At 67.4% G+C, this 19,301-nt stretch carries 17 protein-coding genes and 1 pseudogene; 7 read left to right on the plus strand and 11 right to left on the minus strand.

The window, feature by feature from the left end; translation table 11 throughout:
- Positions 1-298 precede the first annotated feature (298 nt).
- From ED92_RS42880 to ED92_RS10750, 3 genes are all read left to right on the plus strand, one after another.
- A complete protein-coding gene (locus ED92_RS42880) occupies positions 299-571 on the plus strand; it encodes a hypothetical protein (RefSeq protein ID WP_162483733.1) in 273 nt (90 codons plus the stop codon).
- A 157-nt stretch (positions 572-728) separates the two neighbouring features.
- Complete coding sequence (locus ED92_RS10745; RefSeq protein ID WP_052120460.1) at positions 729-1,226, plus strand: NUDIX domain-containing protein; 498 nt, start codon at positions 729-731, stop codon at positions 1,224-1,226.
- 208 nt (positions 1,227-1,434) lie between these two features.
- Positions 1,435-1,797 (plus strand): Lsr2 family protein, encoded by a 363-nt coding sequence (locus tag ED92_RS10750; protein ID WP_037336527.1) that lies wholly within the window; start codon positions 1,435-1,437, stop codon positions 1,795-1,797.
- 336 nt (positions 1,798-2,133) lie between these two features.
- Here the strand turns inward: ED92_RS10750 and ED92_RS10755 are convergent, their stop codons facing one another.
- Together ED92_RS10755 and ligD are read right to left on the minus strand one after the other, a co-directional pair.
- Positions 2,134-2,361, minus strand: a complete 228-nt coding sequence (locus ED92_RS10755; protein WP_037336530.1) for a DUF2188 domain-containing protein — start codon at positions 2,359-2,361, stop codon at positions 2,134-2,136.
- Positions 2,362-2,467: 106 nt separating this feature from the next.
- A pseudogene (gene ligD / locus ED92_RS41845) lies at positions 2,468-4,536 on the minus strand (DNA ligase D).
- A 258-nt stretch (positions 4,537-4,794) separates the two neighbouring features.
- On the opposite strand from ligD, the gene ED92_RS43640 reads away from it, so the two are divergent.
- The gene (locus ED92_RS43640) at positions 4,795-4,917 is read left to right on the plus strand and encodes a hypothetical protein (protein WP_255355315.1); all 123 of its coding nucleotides are present in this window, start codon (positions 4,795-4,797) and stop codon (positions 4,915-4,917) included.
- Positions 4,918-4,991: 74 nt separating this feature from the next.
- Here ED92_RS43640 and ED92_RS10770 read toward each other — a convergent pair whose 3' ends face one another.
- Positions 4,992-6,023 carry a hypothetical protein gene (locus ED92_RS10770; RefSeq protein WP_152610907.1) on the minus strand — a complete coding sequence of 344 codons (1,032 nt, stop codon included), beginning with the start codon at positions 6,021-6,023 and terminating at the stop codon, positions 4,992-4,994.
- A gap of 1,192 nt (positions 6,024-7,215) precedes the next feature.
- Between ED92_RS10770 and ED92_RS10780 the strand changes: the two genes are divergently transcribed.
- Positions 7,216-8,181, plus strand: a complete 966-nt coding sequence (locus tag ED92_RS10780) for an endonuclease domain-containing protein (protein WP_037336535.1) — start codon at positions 7,216-7,218, stop codon at positions 8,179-8,181.
- A 50-nt stretch (positions 8,182-8,231) separates the two neighbouring features.
- Here ED92_RS10780 and ED92_RS10785 read toward each other — a convergent pair whose 3' ends face one another.
- The 7 genes from ED92_RS10785 to ED92_RS10810 form a co-directional block, all read right to left on the minus strand.
- On the minus strand, positions 8,232-9,560 hold the full coding sequence (locus ED92_RS10785) for a protein kinase (protein ID WP_081975762.1): 1,329 nt from the start codon (positions 9,558-9,560) through the stop codon (positions 8,232-8,234).
- Between the two features lie 195 nt (positions 9,561-9,755).
- Entirely contained in the window at positions 9,756-10,169 is a 414-nt protein-coding gene (locus ED92_RS10790; protein WP_161791094.1) for a hypothetical protein, read from the minus strand.
- Positions 10,169-11,518 (minus strand): hypothetical protein, encoded by a 1,350-nt coding sequence (locus ED92_RS41330; protein ID WP_052120462.1) that lies wholly within the window; start codon positions 11,516-11,518, stop codon positions 10,169-10,171. The genes ED92_RS10790 and ED92_RS41330 overlap by 1 nt, the downstream gene beginning before the upstream one ends.
- Positions 11,519-13,147: 1,629 nt before the next feature.
- The gene (locus tag ED92_RS10800) at positions 13,148-14,251 is read right to left on the minus strand and encodes a hypothetical protein (RefSeq protein ID WP_037336541.1); all 1,104 of its coding nucleotides are present in this window, start codon (positions 14,249-14,251) and stop codon (positions 13,148-13,150) included.
- Between the two features lie 517 nt (positions 14,252-14,768).
- Positions 14,769-14,915, minus strand: a complete 147-nt coding sequence (locus tag ED92_RS42725) for a hypothetical protein (protein ID WP_161791095.1) — start codon at positions 14,913-14,915, stop codon at positions 14,769-14,771.
- 342 nt (positions 14,916-15,257) lie between these two features.
- On the minus strand, positions 15,258-15,908 hold the full coding sequence (locus ED92_RS10805; RefSeq protein ID WP_037336543.1) for a hypothetical protein: 651 nt from the start codon (positions 15,906-15,908) through the stop codon (positions 15,258-15,260).
- A 151-nt stretch (positions 15,909-16,059) separates the two neighbouring features.
- Positions 16,060-16,506 carry a hypothetical protein gene (locus ED92_RS10810; RefSeq protein ID WP_037336545.1) on the minus strand — a complete coding sequence of 149 codons (447 nt, stop codon included), beginning with the start codon at positions 16,504-16,506 and terminating at the stop codon, positions 16,060-16,062.
- A 348-nt stretch (positions 16,507-16,854) separates the two neighbouring features.
- On the opposite strand from ED92_RS10810, the gene ED92_RS10815 reads away from it, so the two are divergent.
- Positions 16,855-17,271, plus strand: a complete 417-nt coding sequence (locus tag ED92_RS10815) for an N-acetyltransferase (RefSeq protein WP_235213318.1) — start codon at positions 16,855-16,857, stop codon at positions 17,269-17,271.
- Between the two features lie 185 nt (positions 17,272-17,456).
- Here the strand turns inward: ED92_RS10815 and ED92_RS10820 are convergent, their stop codons facing one another.
- Positions 17,457-17,723 (minus strand): hypothetical protein, encoded by a 267-nt coding sequence (locus ED92_RS10820; protein WP_037336549.1) that lies wholly within the window; start codon positions 17,721-17,723, stop codon positions 17,457-17,459.
- A gap of 189 nt (positions 17,724-17,912) precedes the next feature.
- Here ED92_RS10820 and ED92_RS10825 point away from each other — a divergent pair, with 189 nt between their 5' ends.
- Complete coding sequence (locus tag ED92_RS10825; protein WP_037336550.1) at positions 17,913-19,292, plus strand: hypothetical protein; 1,380 nt, start codon at positions 17,913-17,915, stop codon at positions 19,290-19,292.
- The last annotated feature ends 9 nt before the right edge of the window (positions 19,293-19,301 follow it).

The raw sequence follows: 19,301 nt of genomic DNA on the forward strand, positions 1-19,301 counted from the left end.
GCTGACAGCACGTGATTCGACAGCACGCGAATTCTTCCAGTTAGCTTCACATCGCACCGTGAACGAGGAGGGAGGCCGCCTCGACTACGGCCGATTCTGTTGCAGTGGCTTGGGGCCGCGTCCCTGGCGGCCAAGGTCGAGGATGCGCTCCTCGCCAAACAGCTCCGGAGACGAAACAGCGATGACGGGCATGTCCCGACCCCGGGCGCCGTCTCCGACAGAAACGGCGCCCAAGGGAACACACTCTGGACCCACCCGTCTCGCGAGGAGGCACTGCGCGCTGAGCGATCGTCCGGCAATGCGCAATGCCCTGATCCGCCAACCGGGCCTGCAGGGTGCGGATGGTGGTCAGCGCGGGATAGGTGTGCCCACCCGTCCCACCGCCCGTGACCAGCAACCGGAACGCCCGCTGCTCCGGCTGCTGATCGTGCTCGGAGCCGGCCTGTGCGGCGTTGCCCTTGGTCATCGTCAAAACCCGCTGTTGCTCGCCCTGCCGGGATGGGGCGACCGTGATCTCGCGCGAACGCCAGCTTCCGCGCGAGATTCTTCCACAAGCGCCGATGGCGGTTGAGCGCCACTCACGCTTTCTCGAGCGACGGCAGCAAGACTGTCCATTAAGGACCTAGCGTAGATTAAGGGTGACGTGCCGCGGGCGTCGGTATGGTGCTGCTGGCTCACGCTGACCTGCTGCCAGAAAGTGTGACAGGGTTGTCTAGGCAAGCTGGCAGATGGGAACGTGGTTCGTGACGATCACAGAGCAGACAGCGTCGACTTTCCTGGTGCAACGCAGGCAGATGCGGTGGATGATCGGGCTTATCTGGCACCACCGCCTGCACATCACCTTGCCGGCCGGTGGCCATCAGGAACCGGGGGAGACCATCGCCGAGACAGCCGCACGCGAAGTACGCGAAGAGGCCGGGGTACGGTGCAGGCTCCTGCCACTGCCACTTCCGAACCGGTTTCCTCACCGGACGATGGCGACTCCGTGGTGGATCGCCGAGGTCCCGGCCGGGCCCGACAACCACACCAACACACTCCACGTCCACCGTGACCACGTGTTCGTCGCCGAACCGGACGGCGACTATTCCGATGATGCCGAGTCCGAGGCGCAGTGGTTCGACGCGGAGGAGCTCGCGGATGCAGACGGCGTATCGGAGGATTCGCGGATCCAAGGTGTGCAGATCCTCGCGATCCTGCAGCGTCACGCGGAGCAGGGCAGGGACTGAGCCTCACGGAACTGCGGTTTCGCCAAGCACGATGACCGGATGACCAGTCCTGAGTGGAACCCGCACGGCGAACAGGGCCGGAATCGCGGGGAGCTCCGCGGGACAAGTGTTTTCCGTCGCCGCTTCGAAATCTGAAGCCAAAGTGTAGCCGAGCCTGGTTTAGGGATACTATTCTGTTGTTCAACATCTCATTCTGGAGGGACGTGGCGTGGCTCAGAAAGTTTCGGTAAGTCTTGTCGACGACATTGATGGCACGGAAGCGGAGGAGACCGTTGAGTTCGGTCTCGACGGCGTGTCGTACCACATTGATCTGTCCGAGGAGAACGCGGAAGAACTTCGTGACATCTTCGAACAGTATGTCGAACACGGTCGCCGGGCTGGTGGACGCAAGCGTAAGGCCGTCGCGGCCCCGGCTGTAGCTGCGTTGTCGGTGGTGTCCAAGGCTCCGACGGCGGCTGATCGTGAGCAGAACCAGGCGATTCGGGCCTGGGCTCGCAAGAACGGGTATGAGGTGTCCGATCGTGGGCGGATCCCGTCCGAGGTCGTCGAGGCGTACCACAAGAAGAACTAGCCGGCGGAGCGTCGGAGGGACATCGAAGGATGCCCCTCCGACGTTGCAGGTGCTGTACTCCGGTGCCCAGATCGCCTGGTTCGGCCACCGCCTCGCTCGTCAACCATTCGCAGGAACTCCCCTGTGACCGCCCCGCGAGCGGAAAAGCCTCAGGGAAGCGGGTCCGCCGCGATGCTGCAGGTTCGCCCTCCAGCACACCGAGAACGAGAAGACTGGGGCTTATAGAACGCCACTAGTTGACCAAGCTGGCCTCCGCCCTGCCGCGACGAGCTCCTGCCCTCCGAACTCCCGGCCCTGCTCGACGCCGGATGACCAGCCCACGCAATGCCGCGCGTGTCAGCCGGGGATGTTGCGGGGGTCGTGGCCGGTGTAGGTGTTGCGTTCGCCGATCGTGCCGTCCAGGTTCCGGATGAAGTGCTCGACCTTGCGTTCGATGGCCAGCTTCCTGCCCTCGGCGACGGCGTCGGCTTTGGTGGCGTAGCCGGTGCCGAGCGGCTCTGTCTCGCCTTCGATCTTGTTCTTCCACTCGCCGTCCTGGTGGTAGGTCTCGACGTCGCCTTTCACGGGGCGCTCCTCTCGTCCGCCGACACGGTTTCACTCCCCGACTACCCACCGCGCCGATCAGATGAACATCAACATCCCGGCCGCAACCCACCCGAGTTCTCTGTCCTCAGCTGGCGGGGAGTGGCGCGCGGGTGCCGTCCAAGTCGGCGAGCAGGTCGCCGTGTTCGGTGACGCGGTCGAGGACATCGTCGGCGGTGAACGCGAGCTGCGTGGGCCGGCGGCAGGCGCGTACCTCGTCCCAGGTGATCGGGGTGGAGACGGTCGGCCGGTCGCGGCCGCGCAGCGAGTATGGCGCGATGGTGGTCTTGGCGATGTTGTTCTGCGACCAGTCGATGAACACTCGCCCGCTGCGCTGGGCTTTGGCCATCACAGCCGTGACCCGATCAGGTGTTTCCCGGGCCAGGCGCTGAGCCAGCCGTTTCGCATAGGCCGAGGGCGCGGCCGGGTCGTTGGTGTCGATCGCGCAGTACAGCTGCATGCCCTTCGACCCCGACGTTTTCGCGAACGGCCTCAGCCCGTCGGCGGCCAGCACCTCCTGAAGTCGTACCGCGACGCGACAGCAGTCCACGATGGACGTTCCGGGGCCAGGGTCGAGGTCGAACACCAGCCGGTCCGGTGCCCGGCAGACCGGGGGAGGGCCCGGGTCGACGGTGTACTGGGGGACGTGGATCTCCAGGGAAGCGTTGTTCGCCGCCCACACCAGTCCGGCCAGCTCGTCGATCAGCGGGTACTCGATCGGCTCGCCGCGTTCACCGTGGCGGCTGCGGCTGCTGGTACTCGGCAGCCGAACCGTGGGGAGCCAGTCGGGGGCGCCGCGCGGCACGTTTTTCTCGAAGAACTGCTCGCCGCCGACACCGTCGGGGAAGCGGATCACGGTGATGGGCCGCCCGGCGAGGTGGGGGAGCAGCACGGGGGCGATGTGGGAGTAGTAGTTGATGACCTCGCCCTTGGTGAACCCGTCCGGGTACAACGGTTTGTCCAAGTTGGACAGGGTGAGCTGCCGGGCGCCGGCCTGCACCGTGATCTTCGGTCCGAGCGGCCTGGGCGGCTCGTCCGGCTCGTGCGGGCGCGGCCTGGTCGTCGCGGCGGGCTCGGCCGGGGGAGAGGCGGCCACGGGCTCGCGGTCTGCTCGGGGCGCGAGGACGTCGTGGGGTTCCTTGTCCTCCCGCAGTCCGCGCCAGGCCGTGTGGCGCAGGCGTCCGCTGGCGCGGGTGACTTGCCGGAACTCGACCTCGCCGACCAGGACCGGCTCCACCCACTGTGCGCCGGCGACGTCCGCCTGGGGCGGATCGACCGCGAACGGGTGTTCCGGTCGGGACAGCGCCTCGAGGCGGGTATGGAGGCGGGCGCGCTCGGCATTGCTGAACCCGGTGCCCACGTCGCCGATGTACCGCAGCTCCCCGTTGTCCTGGTCGTGGGCGCCGAGCAGGAGGCCGCCCACCGTGCCGGTGAAGCGGCCCTTCCCGGGCCGCCACCCGCACACGATCACCTCGATCGTCTGGGTGAGCGGGTGTTTCATCCCGGCATCGGTGCGCTGCCCGGGGTGTAGAGCGCGCGGCGGTGTTTCGCGACGAGCCCTTCGTGTCCTGCTGCGGCGACGTGGGCGAGCAGGTGGGCGGTGGTCTGCCGGTCGGCGTCCAGCTCGGTGAAGGTGAAGCCCCGCACGACCGCGACCCGGTACGGATCCGGCATCGGCACCTCGACCAGCCGCCGCCGGCGTTCGTCGTACGGCGCCCGCAGCAGCGACTCCTCACCGAGCTGCAGCAGGTCGAACGCCAAGAACCGCACCGAAAGATCCTCGAAGGGCTCGTCACGGCGACGGGAGGCGCGATGGGTCTGGTAGCGGCCGCGGCGCTCCTGCAATAACCCGAAGTCGATCTGCCCGCCCTCGTCGTAGACGACGATCTCCCCATCCAGCACCGCGGCCCGCCCATCCAACGCCGGCGCCAGCACTCCGGCGAGCTCGGCGAACTCATCGGTGAAGTCGATACCGTTGCGGCTGGTCAGCCGAGTAGTGCCGTCCGGCGCGACCTGCATGCAGGCACGGTAGCCGTCGAGCTTGTATTCGTACGCCCAGTCCGGGCCCGCCCGCAGCCGCCCGCGGTCCGATGTGGCCAGCATCGGCTCGATCCACGCGGGAACCCGGGAAGCGTCGCTGCGGGGTCTGCGCGCCATCCTCGGCACCTCCCGTCGGCTCGGCGACGAGGCGCACCCGCCGCCAGCCCATCGTCCCCCGGACCCCCGCGTCTCGCCTCCCGACCGTCCACAACCGACATGCCATGACCTGGCGCGATCGAGGAAAAGCGCTCCGTGACGTGGAACCGTGCGCTGCTTGGTCCGGGTAACGAGGGGAGGGTTCCCGCGACCTACACGGAAGCGCGAACGTGGGAGTGAGGTTCGGATGAGGGATCATCAGGACCCGGTCACGGACTCTTGGCCGCGTGGCGGGCCGACGTCGACAGAGTGCCCTACCCCACGCTGGTCAGTGTGGACGCGGCCGTCGCGGTCATCACCGCGGCCGGTCGTGAACGCCGGTACAGCGCCCGGCTCTCCTAAGTGCACCGCGAACCACCAGCCCTGACGGAGAACGTGCTCCGAGCGCTCGTCAGGCGCCGCCAGCGTGCACGGTGTCACGACGGTGTCACACGTCGGGAGAAGCGTTCGGGCATGTAGCGCTCGAACAATTCGTCGTCGGAGAACCCGCGGTCCACAGTGGAGCGCGAGCGAAGGGCGACAAGCTCGGGCTGGGCCGGATCGTCGAGTTCGGCCGCCGGTAGCCAGGCGATCGGTCCGGGATCACCGCCCGCGCCGGCAGTCTCCGCTGCCAGCCGCACGGCGAGCAGGCCGGGACGGCGAGCAGGCCAGCCTGGTGTGTCGAACACCGGCCCAGTGGCGCTGAAGTCACCGGTGTCGACCGCGATCGCGCGCGGGCGATGCTCGCGCAGCAGACCGATGCGGCGGAGCAGATTGCTCGACTGGGTGTTGAAGCGGCCACGGTCCTTGGCCTCGTTGCCGAATCCGTAGCGGCGGATCTCCAGACCGACAGGTTCGGGCAGGTCCCACCAGACCGGATCCTCGTTCTCCCCGTAAATCGCACGCAGCCGCTCGCAGATCCGAGGCCAGGTCGCTTCGGTGATTCCGGTGAGCACGATCCGACCGGGGACATCGGGATCGTCGTACAGCCGGTACAGCTCCAACCCGCGCGCGGTGATCCGCGCCCGCATATACGGGACGCCGAGCGCGACTGCCGCGTCCCGCCCGATCCACGAGGGGAGAGGGGAGAGGCGGTTGCCGCCGTTGTCGCGTGCCACCGCGCGGCGAGTCCCGACGTCGGCATACCGGATGACCGGCAGGACGGAGTGCAGAAAGGCGATCATCGCGTCGGGGTGGACGTCGATCCGCAGTTCCGTGGTGCGCGGGGTGACGGACCGGATCCCCAGCACGGTCCCCGGCGGCCACGTCGTCCCGGCGGCCACGCTGCCCCGGCCCAAGCACATCAGGACGTCGTACTCCAGCATGCGCTGTGGCGTCCCCATATTGATCGGCCGGGTGCTCGGCAACAGGCCGTGCTGCTGGTACTCGACCGCGGCGCGCTGGTGGTTTTCCATGGTGAGTGCGCGGCGGCGGCGGATCTGGTCGCGGCGGTGCAAAGCAGTCGGCACAGCAGGCTCCTGACCGTGCGGTCGTCCCGGCAGCGACCGACGTCAGGCTCAGGCGTGCAACGAAACTGCGTCACGCGATGATCGTCGGTAGTCCGTGCTGCCCTGTGGGCCGGCTTCGGCTCGGCGCCACCGCCGGGAACGACCTGTGGCACGTCATCGCTGGGTCTCGGAGAAGCCCGTGCCACGGGACGTTACCAGCTCCGCAGAAACCCGTCCCGCTGGTGTCGGCGCCTGACCGTGACTGGCGATCGGGGCGCCTGGCCGACGACATCGTGCCGCCTCAGCGAGCTGGTCGGTCTGCTCGACCTGGTGCTACGCCAGGGAAACCTGCGGGTCGCACATCTTGCACAGGCGATACCGGAGGCCGCCTTCAGGACCGGTCCGTTCCGCACGCCATCGCGCCAACTCGTCATCGGTGACCAGAAGACAGGGGAGGGTCCTGTCGCCCTGAAACCCGTGCACGAAGCTGTGTAATTCGTGCCGGTACAGCAGTCCCGTGTCCTCGTCCGCCCGTGGGGACTGCCGGTGAGGCCTTGCCGCGCCATGTTGCACGAGGAAGTGTGGATCGACGATTTCGAGACAGCGAACGGGTATCGATCCAGGTGCCGGGCACGGTCGACTCGTCGCTGGATCTCGGCGTTGTGCGCGTCGAACTCGGGCCGCGCGGCTTCACAGTCCGGGCAGTCGCCGGTGCACCGGATCGAACTCGACGTCGGCACCGCGGCGAAATCGGATTCCGAATCCGCGAGCCACGCCTGTTCTGAGCGTTCGGCGAGACCCACGAGTGCCTGCCGCGCGCGGTCGGCGGACACTTCGCCCGCGGCGATCGCCTCCAACATCCGGACTACGCCGGCGACCTCGATCAGCGCTCCCCAGCCGGGGTCATACCGACGCTGCATCCCCATGCCGGGACCGGCGAACAGGACCGCCACATCCGGAATCTCGACTGGCCCCAGCCGCACCATCGCCTTGTTCACCACGCCACGATAGAGCCCTCCTCGACGAATCCGGCGTAGCCGCGCTCACGTCGCCGACCCATTTCCTTCGGGGCATGTGAGGACGCCCAGCTCACCGGTTGCGGTGCGCGAGCGCACCATGGGGTCGAAGGCCTTGGCACTTCGTGGGTGAGTCGGAGACGCTATCGACTCCTCATCGAGACGAACACCGTCACGGATGGAGGAACCGGCCTCTCGTGAACACCTCGCACACCCCGCCCGCCGCCGGGCTGGATGCCTGGCCGGACCATCGCCGCGAAAGACTGCTGTGGCGGCTTGCTCTGGAGCTGGATTACGACGGTGTCGACGACTATGTCCGGGCGAGTGTCGGCGGCACCTGTATAGACCCGGACTGGCGCCCGCCCGCGGGACAGCTGACAGCGGTACTCGGCGACGACGGCAGGCACCATCTCTTTCGCGACGAGCGCGCCCTGTGCACCGAGATCGGCTACCAGGCCGAGATCTACGCCGCGCTGGGCGGCCGCAGCCGCGACGCCAGGCCTCTTGATGACACCGCGCGCGAACTTTTGGGCAAACAGCTGCTCGCGCAGGCGGATCGACTGGAGCGGCGGTTCGCCGCCGAGGACCGCGAACGCCACGGCGGGCGGATCCCGCACGAACGCGTCTGCTCGTGGTGGACCGACGGAACCATCTACCGCATGTTCGCCCCGAAAACCGCGCCCGAACACCAGCGGCGTCGCCCGCTCACCGAACACCGGGTGTCATGGTTAGCAGGCCTGATCGGCGATCCAGTCGACCCGCGCACCGTCGCGCCCTCGCGACGGTGCACCTTCGTCGGCGGCCGGAACGTGTGGCCGCCCTACAACGGGGATGACCGGTTAGGTCGGCTCCGCCGACGGCTGATCGACCACGCCGGGCCGCTGTGCCAGGCATGCCATCGGACCATCGGCGTGGTGGCCGACCATGATCACTTCAGCGGGGTGTGCCGCGGCCTGCTCTGCTGGGGCTGTAACATGACCATCGATACCTGCCCCCACCTCGACGGCTGTCCCCGCGCGGTCTACCTCAACAACCCGCCCGCCCTCGAACTTCGGCTACGCCACCCGGACGCGGCCATTGACCGCGAGCGCGACCACGCCCGGATCGAGTACCTCGGCATCGACCCGATCGCCCCCGGACGGGCATATAGGCGGAGGACCTGAGCAGGACCAGGCGCGGGCGCCCGCACCGACCGAGGCCCTGGTGCCGAGTGTCAGTGTGGGTTGTCAGCAGTCGTCACAGCGCGGGCCATGTTTGCCACGAGATCGCGCAGGGCTTCCTGCGCGCTCGGCATGCGCGGGTTGACTTCGTCGCATTCACCCCACACCAGCCGATCGCCGGTGGGGGAGGGTGCGCGTACTTCGAGCACGAGGTAGCCGCGGTCGTTGACGAGCCCGATCGCGACCACCGCGCGCAGATCCTGTCCTGCTTGGGTCGCGGCGTCGACGTAGGTATCGATCGCGAACTCGTCCTCGCTCGCCCGGGGAAAGTACTCGTCCGGGGCCAGCAAAACCGGCACGTCGCCAGGGTTGCTTTTGCCGGCGATCCACGCGTGCCGGTCACCGGGGAGAAGTTCGGCACAAGCGCGGGCACCGTCGTTCACCAGGCGTCGTGCGGCCTCCTCGACCAGCGCGTTCTCCGCCCGACGACTGAGCCGCGTGCTCGCGACGGTCGCGAATCCGCGTCCGGCAGGTATAGAGGGCCGGGGCTTCTCGGGATTGCCGGCAAGCCATGCCTGCAACTCGGCATGAAAATCTTCGAGAGTGATCCGGTCGTGGGGGTCGAACCGGGTTGCGGCCTCGAGGACCGGGCCGAGGGACTCTCCGGCGTGGCCACCCACCGACCACAGCTCGAATTCCCGCCCCTGCACGTAGTGGGTTCCCGGTGGCGGGTAGACGCCCTTGTTCGGGTGCGCCAGGACGAACAACGTCTTGGCCAGTGCCCAGACGTCGGCCAAGTGCGCATCCTCGGCGAGGGTGACGGCCCGCATCTCCGGAGCGAGGAAGTGCGCCGGACCCACCGACGTGCCTTCCTTGGTCAGGTCGTCCTCGCGCGGGGCCCAGTCCCCGAGACCGAAGTCACCAACGTGCGCCCGGCCGTCGAGGAAGAAGAGGTTGTCGGGCTTGATGTCGCGATGCGCGACGCCAAGCTCGGACTTCACGGCAAGCAGTGTGGCGGTGACCTGCTCGACAGCCGTGACAACGGTCCACAGTGAAGGCATCGTTCCCAAGTGCTGAGCCAGTGGGGTGGCCTCAGGCATGACGAACCACATCAGATTCTCCTGAAAATCGGCATCAAGAACGCGGAGCACGCCCTCGATCCCGGCCTCGGACATCTGCCGCATGCCCAGGATCTCGTTCCGGAACCTCGTTATAAATGTCCCGTCTGCAAGGTTCGCCTTGAGCACGCCCTGGCGCCCGTCGTCGTGCTCGACCCGCAGCACGACCGCTTTCCAAGTTTCGACGATCTTCTCTTTGTGTCGCCAACCGCCGAAGATCATCTTCTTGCTGTACTTTTTGCGGGAGCGAGAACTTCCAGCCATCCCGTCACGATAGCCAGGACGACAACGCTCGACCGCTGGCCGACCGAACCATGTGGCAGTTCACCCCAGTGCCCGAACAATCCGCCCATCGGTCCTCCCCGCGCCAGTATCAGGCCTCACCGCCATCTCAGCCAATGGCGAGCCGTCAGCAGCACCAGGTGTCCCCCGCGTCGGCAAACCGGGGCGCGTTCTGGGTTACCCGAGCGAGTGTTCCGTGTAGGCGGCGCGCGCGGGGGCCTCTGCGGGCAAGAGCTGATGGCGCTCGTCGAAGTCGCCGTCACCGCCGGAGGACATGCCGCCCTCGCTGGTGTGGAGCTGCCACAAGCTCCGCACGCTGCCGTCGGGCAGCGTGTAATCGTGCCGGTACAGGGTTTTCGTGCTGCCCCATGAGATCCGGTCGCGCTGGTCCTGCTCGATGATCGTCTCGGCGTGGCTGGTCGCGTCGCGCAGCGGATGCCAGATCGCGGGCTCCCGGCACGCGGTGTTGCTGCACGTGGCCACCAGCCCGATGGCGTGGACGGCCGCGTCCGGCAGCCCGGTCGGGGCCGGTGCGGTCCAGTAGTCCCGTCGATCCGGCCGGTAGATCTGGAGCCAGTCCGCGCCGCGCATCAGCGCCCCGTCGTCCCACAGTGACCAGCTGTCCCGCAGTCCTGCGGTCCGGACCACGTGGACGGGCCGGGCGCCGGGGGAGTGCTCGACCGCCCCGGCCACCAGTAGGTCCGGCGGGTGCTCAGCCAGTGCCGCGCGAGCTCCGGATCGCTGGTGACCTTGACGGCTGACCGGGGCGCGCTGTCCGGCGCGCGCAGGATGATGCGCCCCGGGCTGTCCGGGACGTCGGGCGGGGTGGCCGCGATCTGCTGCTCGACGGTGGCGTGCCCGGCCGTGCGCAGGTCGCACATCGCGGAGTGGCTGATCCCGGCATCGGCGAGCCGGGACGCGTCGGCGGGCGGGACCCTCGGCGACCGGTACGTCACGCTGGCGGTGTTGAGCCAGCCCGCGTCTTCCCAGTCCTCGCGCGGCCGCGCCAGCAGGGCGGCGACGTCGGCCTTCGAGGACAGCGCGAAGCACGCTAGGACCCGGGCGCGGTCGTAGTCCCATCCGGCGTGCAGCAGTGCTCGCGCGGCGGCGGGCTCGATCCTCAGCTCCGACGTCCACGTGTCCAGCTCATACTCTTCGCGCAGGTCGCGGATCAGCTCGGCCCGCCGCGGGGTCAGCGGCTGCCGCCACGCCACGTACGGGCCGGTGTTGTTGCGGGACCAGTCCTCACCGTCGGCCTGGTTGTAGGTCAGCGACCACACCACGCCCGCCTCCTGGTCGACCAGCAGCCGGTCCACCGGCCAGCCCCGCCGCAGCGCCTCGGCCCCGAACGGCACCGCCACCGCGCCCGAGAGGTCCGGCTCGTCGGGAACCTCGCCATCGTCGACGAGGCTGTAACCGAACGCGAACTCGGCCACCCGGCGGCGTTCCAGCTCCCGGCGCCGGGCCACGACCGACTCCTCGGCGAGCAGGGGAGCGGCCTCGGCGGCGGTGGCGGGCCGCACCTTCGCCCGGAACCACCAGCCATTCTCGCCGATCAGCACGTCGGGGCTGTTGCCGTCCTCGTCGCGGACGAACCGTGGCTGCGCCTCGGCCAGGACGGTGACGATCAGCGACACCCACCGGCCGCCTGGCTCGCCGCAGCGGCCGGGGGAGTCCTCGGGGACCGGATGCTCGACGGCGGGAATGTCCGCACGCAGAACCACGCCGATCGTCCACCTCGGACGGGGCTGGCGATCACGGGTGCCGGGCTCGCCGGCGTCGATCACCCACGTCGGGCCGGTGTAGCCGCCGGGATAGGGCGGGCAGTCGCCCTCGTGAGAGACCGTCCACCGATCGCCTCGCCGCCCGAGTACGCCTTCGTTGGCGGGGATGTGCTGCCAGCAACGCTGGCAAGTGTCGGGAAAACTGTTGCACCGCATAGGCTCGCCCTCTCGTCGACATGCAGGCTCGCTACGTGGGCCATCGCGGTGACGCGTGGCCTGGAATCCTCGCCCGCAGTACGTGCGGGCGCTGGATCGCGAACCCTGCATACGCAGGGACCACCCCGACATGCGGGGGAGCGCTCGATCCTGGAAAGGCTAACGCACATCCCCGACAAGATGTGGCCGCGTCCGGACCGAGCACCTGTCCGCCGGACGAACTGGCCGCTGCTCGCACCGCCTGGACCTCAACGAGAGTCTTCACAGTGCTGCCATGGCCGAACGCTCTCTGGGTACAAACGGCCACGCAGCCTGCCGGTCCAGCGCCACTCTCTTCCGGACACGCTCACACCGGACCACTCCGAACGCGGCAGCACGCCGAGGTCGCGGTTACCACCACGTCATGCCGGCGATCACTCTCACCGTGCGCACGCTCCTACGCGCCAGCTACAGGCCGCCGCCACCACGCGACTCACGCGGGCGTTCCCCTGGAACGGCGTGGGTACGGCGGAACGGCGGTTGCCGTTGGCGAGTCAGAACGCGTGGGCGAACACCGGGGCGCACCCGGGCGTGACTGGTCGCGGCGAGGCGATCCTGCAAGCGGGCCATCGTGCGGCGGAAGAGCAGTGGTAACTGATACAGCTGATGTCTCGGCGGGGTAACAAACCGGCGCGGTTAGACCCCATGTCGGTAATGGTCTAGCATCAGCCTTGCTGAGCGTCAAAACAGCAAAGCAGGAAACCCTTTCGGGTGACCATGTCAGGTGGTCGGTCGCGCGAACGACCGACCACCCGACCTCAGCGGCCTATCAGCTGGATCAGTGTGTTAACGAGTGTCACCAGCTGACTTGCCAGGATGATGGCGGGGCCCCACCAGATGAGCTTTCGCCACCTGGTGGGGTGCTGATCACCATCTCGGCGCCTCGCATCCTCATCATCCGAACCGTGTGTCATCGTGCTCCCTTCGGTTATCCCGTTTTCACGGCAACCGCCCTCGCGGCCGGTTCCCCCGGAACCGGTCGCGCTGGAAGCTAGAATCCACACAACTGAATCGGCATGTGCCGATGGATGAGCACCCTAGCGAAGGTGTCCAGAGGCAGGATCAGTGGGTCCGCCTCGAATTGCGCACTACGCGCAAGGATGGGTATCTGCGCGAGGCAACGCAGCTCACGGCCCAATTCCTGCTCGCGGCATGGATCAAGATTCGACTCTGCTTCAGCGCTACGGCCTTACAAGTAAGTTTACCTGTAATCATTCTTAGGCCGGTTTTAATGTTTCAATTGAGGTTGTGGCTAATGTTGCCGCGACCGTAGTGTTTGCGTTCTTCATAACAAGATTGCCCGCGAGGTGGGGTGCGCACCTCTAGCTCGGACGCCGGGGTGAGCTCCTCAGGCCGCCTAATGGGCGACCCTCCATTAGGCGGCTTCCGGTGAGTGCCACGTCGGGACCTCTCGTGCGGAACGCGCGCCCCATAAAGTGGATCTGATCGCGGCCCTGACGGATCCGGTGGCTGGGGTCGGTCCCTGCCAGGTCAAGCGGTCGATCGAACACGTCGAGCTCCGATATGGGACGACCACACCGATGCGCTGCGAGTGCGACAGCCACGGGTAGCAAGCTGAGATTCTGGGGTTCAGCCGCCTACGGTGATGCCGCGAGACTGCTTGATGCCGTCGAGCAGGTAGGCGTACTGCGGGGTGATCGCCGCCGCGGCGGCGAAACTTGGCCGGTTGAATTGGTTGGTGCCGTACACCGTCAGTCCCCGGGGCGCTCCGTCGAGTCGTTCCTGGTGGCCGTCGGCGCGTATCCGACGCGCGGGCTCGGAGGAACGGGGGTCGAGGATCGACTTGAGATACCCCTCGACGTCGGTGTCCTGCTCGCGGTGCCACACGATCGTGTAGCCATCGAGCGTGGTGACCTGCTCGCCGGTGCGCCGCGTTTCCCGTCGCGCCGGCCCGCGGCGTTCCGTGTCGCGGTCTTCCTCTCGGGCGCGGGCAGCGAACTCCGTGCCCGTGACGACCACTATCTGGCCGACGGCCTCGGCGGCGTGGCCGTCCTGCGGGAACTGCCAGACCTCGTCGGGCCAGCCGCCGTGACGCCGGGCGGCTGGGGAGGCGGTGGGGTCCTTGTGCCAGAGCCATAGCTGGGAGTCCTCGCTGACCCAGTCCGGCCGGTATCGTGGCGCCCGCCGCGGGTCGCGGTCCAGCGCGAGGATTTCCACCGGCAGGGCTGGGCGTCGCCGCTGCCGGTCCCGGCGCAGCGCGGCGAGGTACGAGCGCATCACCTGCCCGGCGAGAACGCGGTTGGCGAACCGGGCCACAGTGCGCGGCTGGCCGGCCTGCAGTTCGGCGCGCACGTGGCTGCGTTCCCAGGCTTGGGAGAGCCAGATGCCCCACACGGGCGGGCCGTCCAGAACGGCCTCCGCGCACGCGGGGCACCACCCGTCCGGGTGCGCGTAGAACTGCTCAGGCGGGTCGCGCAGCAGATCGGTTCCAGTGAAGACCATGTTCATCGTGAGCCTGAACATCTCGGCCGCGACGTGGCCGTTGTACGCATCCCACACGATCGTCACGCCACCATCGGCGTGGTGGGTCACGACGACTCGGTCCTGGTCGAGCAGATGCGCGATCGGTTCGACATGTGTGAGGCGAGCGCGGCTGTAGGCGACGAGCATTCGGCAGGCGCCGTCGGGAATGTCGGCCAGGGTTCGCTGGTAGAGGTCGTCCGGTGTGGACACGTTCAGCTCCGCTCTCCTGAGGTCGGGTACGACATCGAGCGCACAAGAGTGCGCCACGGTTTGTCGTTGCGATCCTCAGCCCGAGATGACGGGGCTGCTGGTGAAGCCTATGCCAGCGCAGTCTACTGGGCGGCGGGCACATGGGGAAATACGGGACGCGGCGCAACCTGTTCGGTTGGCGCGGCGCGTGAGAGCGGCACTCGTCTCAGCACCGCTCATCCGGAAGACGGTCGCGGCCGTCAACAGCGTTCGCCAGCGATCGCCTCAGGGAAGGGGTGAGAGCCCGGTCGGGGCGTTCGGCGACGACCAGGTGAACCCGACAAACAGGTCAGCTCGTGACCATGCGGAACTGGTGCGGGGCAGGACGTCGAGCAAGTCGGTAGCGGGTTTGCTCCACGGCCGGAACGGCGCCATCGTCTCTTTCTCGTGGGTGATGGACGCCGGCGAGACAGGGCTTCGGGACTGGCTCGCAGTCACAGGTTCCACCGAGCCAGCGAGGATCCACTGCTACACGATGTCAGTCACGCGGAGGAAGGGGGACCTTGTTCAAGGTCATGAACAACGCGATTTCGCTGAGTGTCGGCTGACTGCCGGTTCCGATTTCCCAAGGGCCGAGATCGAGAGCCTCAAAGTCGACATCGTGCCAGTCGGGGCTGTTGGTCATCGTGTATTCCCATCGCAGAACAATTGTTGACTGTGGGGACCAGGCTACTTCGAGACGAGGTTGTGCATGAAGGGCTGAAGCCACTATACAGCAGCGAAGTTCTTGTCGGCGTACAGCCCGGATGGATGCTCGGTAGAGCTGATCGCCGTTTCCGGGTCACGTGTCACGTCCGGTGTCGCACCGTCGATTGTCTTGTTGAAACACATTTTTGCGGATAGTGCGGCCACTCAAGCGCGCGTGGTTGCAAGAAAAAGTCTCCGGACCTCGCAGTACCTTTCCGAGGCGTTCGTCGGAGCCGGGGAGCGGCACTGTGGACCTCGGCCGCGTACCCATCGCACGCGGTCACGACGTGGGATGAGGTGCCATGCAGGTGTCCATCAGGACTGCTCCGCCGGAGAGCGGACTGATCGCGAGTCCTTCTGTGTCGACGACGAATTCGGCCTCGTCGCGGTCGGTGTTGCAGGCCTGCAGGCGTCCGGGTTCGACGAGGGCTGTCCAGATCGCGCCGGGCAGGCGGCCGCCGAAGCCGCCGGCGGCGTAGGTGCGGGCCACGCGGCGGGATTCCGTCCAGGACCAGTCGTCTCGGCGGTCGGCGACCGACCCGCGATACAGCCGCAAGGGCTGGGTGGGGCGGGGGACACGGCGCCCGTCCTCGGTGTAGCCGGCGGCGGTAAATAGCGCCCGCCAGCGGTGGCGGGGGAGAGTGAGGTCGGGGCGTTCGGCGTGTGACCACGCGGGGCCGACGAAACAGCTCAGGGCGTGGTCGGTGATGAGCCGGTGTCGGTGCAGGGCGTCGAGCAGGACAGGCATGTCGTCGCCGGGCACCCGGTAGAGGGCGACTGCGAGCTGGTCCGTGGTCAGGGCGACGCCGCGTGTGATCAGGTGGGTTGCGAGGGCGACAGCCTCGAGGATGACGGGGATGCCGAGGTGGTCGTACGGTTCGTTGGACGGTTCGGTGGTGTGGTGGAGCGGAAGCTCGTCGTGGTCAGGCATGTGTGCTCTTCCGGGGTGGGTGGGCTGATACAGCCTGTGGGCCGCCCGTGGTCGTGGCGAAAATCGGGAGTTCGGGTCGAATGTCAACTCGGCCTGTCGACTCCGAACGTGCTGCGGGACGCGGTCGGCAGGTGCGAGCCGCGTGGCGCGGTTAGAGGTTGGTTAGGAGGATCGCGTAGTTCATGACCGCGTCGCCGACTAGTTCGCCGTGGCCGATGATGCCGTCGGTGTCGTCCTGCTGGTATGCCTCCTGGAAGGAGGTCTGGCACCTGTGCAGCTGAGCTCGCAGATGGGTGGAGGTCGTGTCGTCGGGTGATGCGGCGGCCATGGTGGCGAGGTGGTGTACCGCGTCGATCGCGCCCGTCACGCCGGCGGCGATCTGGTCGGTGTCTCCACGTTTGATCGCCTGCCGGAGGCCGTCGACCGCCTGCTCCGTCGCGAAGCGTTCGGCCCGGACCGCCAGCAGGTGTTGTAGTCCGCCCGCGGAAACGTCCGGCTGGTCAGCTGCCACCATGCGGGCCAGCGTACTGCCCGGCGCTTTCAGCTTCCGCGCCGTGTCGAGGAGTCCGGACGTCGCGCGCGTGAGCGTGGAGTGCACTGGTGGCGTGTGGAGGGAGACGTCGGTTCGGTCCTGTAGGCGACCCGTTAGCCTCGCCGTGAACGATCGGAGCTTGTTGTGTCCTCCCGCCCCAGTGATTCGTCTCAGCAGAGCTCGTCGCTCGACGTCCACGCACCAGCGACGGACGTACAGGTGCGGTTGCTGCGTGCTGGTGAGGGAGCGGCGGCGTTGGCGATCGTTGCCGGGACGTCAGCGCTCGCCCCTGCGGAAGGTGGTGCGTGGCAGGCGGCTCTCGACCTGGGTGGTGGCCGGGTCGAGTTCCCAGGATTGCCTGGTTGCCTGGGCTGGTGTTTCGGGGCGTTGGCGGGCGATCGCCTGGTCGGTGTGGTGTACGCGTGCACGCCGGTAGATTTCGTCCTGTCGCATCACGGCGAGCAGAGGACCTGGCTTGCCCGGTCCGTCGTCGAGATCGAGATCCTGGCTGTCGAGGAGAGTTTCCGTGGCAGCGGAGCGGGCTCGGCGTTGCTCGATCATGCCGAGCGGTACCTCGCCGAGCACGGTGTACGGGTCTTCGCCGCGAAGGTCGACGCGGGGGATATGCCGGTCCTGCGGTGGTACCGCCACCGGGGCTATCGCGTCGCTGATACCGGTGAGAGCTGCCTCATCGATACTCCGGCCGGGCAGACGAGCATCGACGCCGGTCCCGCACATGATCGCCGGTGGCGGCTCGCGATCAAAGCACCTGGGCACGCGGTGGTCCGAGGTGTGCGTGGTCTGCGCCTGGCCCCGAACACGCCGACGTAGACCGCCGCCTGAGCTCAGGTGGCGGCGCGGCGGCATCCGCCGTGCGGTGCCTCGGCCACCGAGGTCCCTGCGCTGAACAAGGTTCGTCGCTTCGGCGATCAGGGCCATCGGGTCTGGCTCACGCCCGAGTACAGGCATCTGTCAACCCCACTTCGCGACGCACCACCGCGACCGCGTTTCCGCCACTACGGCGATTGCGGCCGATCGTCACGCTGGCCGGTCAGGGGGAGCGGAGTGAACGTTCCGTCGCCGAAGAGCCCGGCGGCAGCGAGAGTGTCGTGCAGGTCTTCTGCCTGGTGGGTGGTGAGCGGGGCGAGGTCCTCGCCGCTGCTGTCGACGATGAACGCCCGGATCAGCGTGACCGCGTCCACGCCCGGTGGGCCAGCGGGGCTGGGGATGAACACACCGGCGACGGCCAGCAGGTCGGCGAGTTCGGCGGCTTGCTCGAGCATCGCCTCGCCGGCGTCAGCGGTGAAGCCGGGGGACCATCGGCCGGTAAGGGGCTCATGCCGATGTTCCACCACAAGAACGCCGCATCCCGACCAGCAACACCCGCACGCCGCGCCGACACCACCTTCTCGGCCGGGCTCGGGGCACCTCGTAGGGTTGAGTTATCTGGCGGCGGTGGCGGGAAGGGTGTCGTGGCAGTCGATCTGGAGACGCTGGTTGCGCAGGTTTGGAGTCCGGATATTCGGCCGCTGGCCGAAGAGGCGTGGCGGTGTTACAACGCGGGCGCTATTCGCGCGAGTATCGCGGCGACCTGGTCGGCCGTGAGCGCAGACATCATCGTGAAGCTGATCCGGCTCGCCGACGAGGGTGATAAGAACGCTCAGGTGTTCCGTACTCAGGTCACCGATGCGCAGGACAAGGGCCTGACCTCCGCTGGTGTGGGGGCGATGCAGAGGATTGAGGCCTCATTGGTCGACAAGGCCGTGGAGTTCGAGTTGATCGACACCATCGGCAAGCGTGAACTAGACCGCATCCGGGAGGATCGGCACCTGTGCGCGCACCCGTCGCTGCGTTCCGGGGGAGAGGTCTACAGCCCGCGCCCGGAAGCCGCCCGCGGACACCTGGCGATCGCGCTCACCTCCTTGTTGGTGCATCCCCCCACACAGGGCGGCAGAATGCTGGAGGAGTTCCAGAACTACATCTGCGACCCCCAGTTCGCCCCGTCCCCACTGCACATCCGCGCCGCATTTCATGATCGGGTTCGAGCGGCCACGCGCAGAAGCATCATCAGGCTGGCTGCGAAGGCGGCGATGCTCGAGATCGATCCGGACGGCCGGATGCCGGCGGACGCACACGCCGATCGCATGGCCATCGCGCTGCGTGCCTTCGCAGAGAAAGCCCGCGATACGGTCCGCGATGCTGTGGGCGAGGCGCGCGAACGGCTCCAGATCCTCGAGGCTGCGACCCAACTACGTGTTCTAGCACGCATGGTTGATGACGACTACTTCTGGGCGTCGGTAGATCAGCCGTTGACTGAACGCTTCCACGTTTTGCTCGACGTGCCCATCACCGTAGATGAGTGGAGTACGTTGCCACCGGAAACCGCGCTCCGATATGCGCTGGTGGGCAGCTCGCTGGCGAGGAACCATTTACCCGGACTGGCGGCCCGTTTCGAGCAGCTGGCCGATATTCATCGACTGCAAGTTATCTCGTTAAGGCCAAGTGAATTCTTCGTGCCCCACGTGATTCAGCATCTGCGGAGCGCCTTCAGTTGGCGCAACGGAGAGGAGGTCGGCCACATCCTATTGCAGCACGCGCTGTTTCTCTCAAGCGAGACGCTGAAGGAAGCCCTCGATGCGTGGTACGACAACGACCAGTGCCGCAACGCAAAAGCCATGCCCGGCCTCGCCGTCCAACTCCTGCAAGCCACGTCACATCTAGGCATCGGCCGCGGACCGCTGTTCGCAGAGTTTGCCTCGAAATGCGAAGCCGCCGCCCAGAAGAGTGGCTCATACAGGTATCCAGAACTCATCAGAGTTCTGCACGCTATCGGCCTCGCGCCTACTAGCTAGATCACGAGC

This window comes from Amycolatopsis sp. MJM2582 (assembly GCF_000754115.1).
Classification (GTDB): Bacteria; Actinomycetota; Actinomycetes; order Mycobacteriales; family Pseudonocardiaceae; genus Amycolatopsis; species Amycolatopsis japonica.

Coding starts and splice junctions, on each gene's coding strand:
- ED92_RS10820 (WP_037336549.1), bottom strand. CDS start 17,723: ATGCTCGAGCAAGCCGCCGAACTCGCCGACCTGCTGGCCGTCGCCGGT.
- ED92_RS41330 (WP_052120462.1), bottom strand. CDS start 11,518: ATGCGGTGCAACAGTTTTCCCGACACTTGCCAGCGTTGCTGGCAGCAC.
- ED92_RS10785 (WP_081975762.1), bottom strand. CDS start 9,560: ATGGCTGGAAGTTCTCGCTCCCGCAAAAAGTACAGCAAGAAGATGATC.
- ED92_RS10790 (WP_161791094.1), bottom strand. CDS start 10,169: ATGCGCGGCGCGGACTGGCTCCAGATCTACCGGCCGGATCGACGGGAC.
- ED92_RS10745 (WP_052120460.1), top strand. CDS start 729: ATGGGAACGTGGTTCGTGACGATCACAGAGCAGACAGCGTCGACTTTC.
- ED92_RS10805 (WP_037336543.1), bottom strand. CDS start 15,908: ATGCCTGACCACGACGAGCTTCCGCTCCACCACACCACCGAACCGTCC.
- ED92_RS42880 (WP_162483733.1), top strand. CDS start 299: ATGCGCAATGCCCTGATCCGCCAACCGGGCCTGCAGGGTGCGGATGGT.
- ED92_RS42725 (WP_161791095.1), bottom strand. CDS start 14,915: ATGACCAACAGCCCCGACTGGCACGATGTCGACTTTGAGGCTCTCGAT.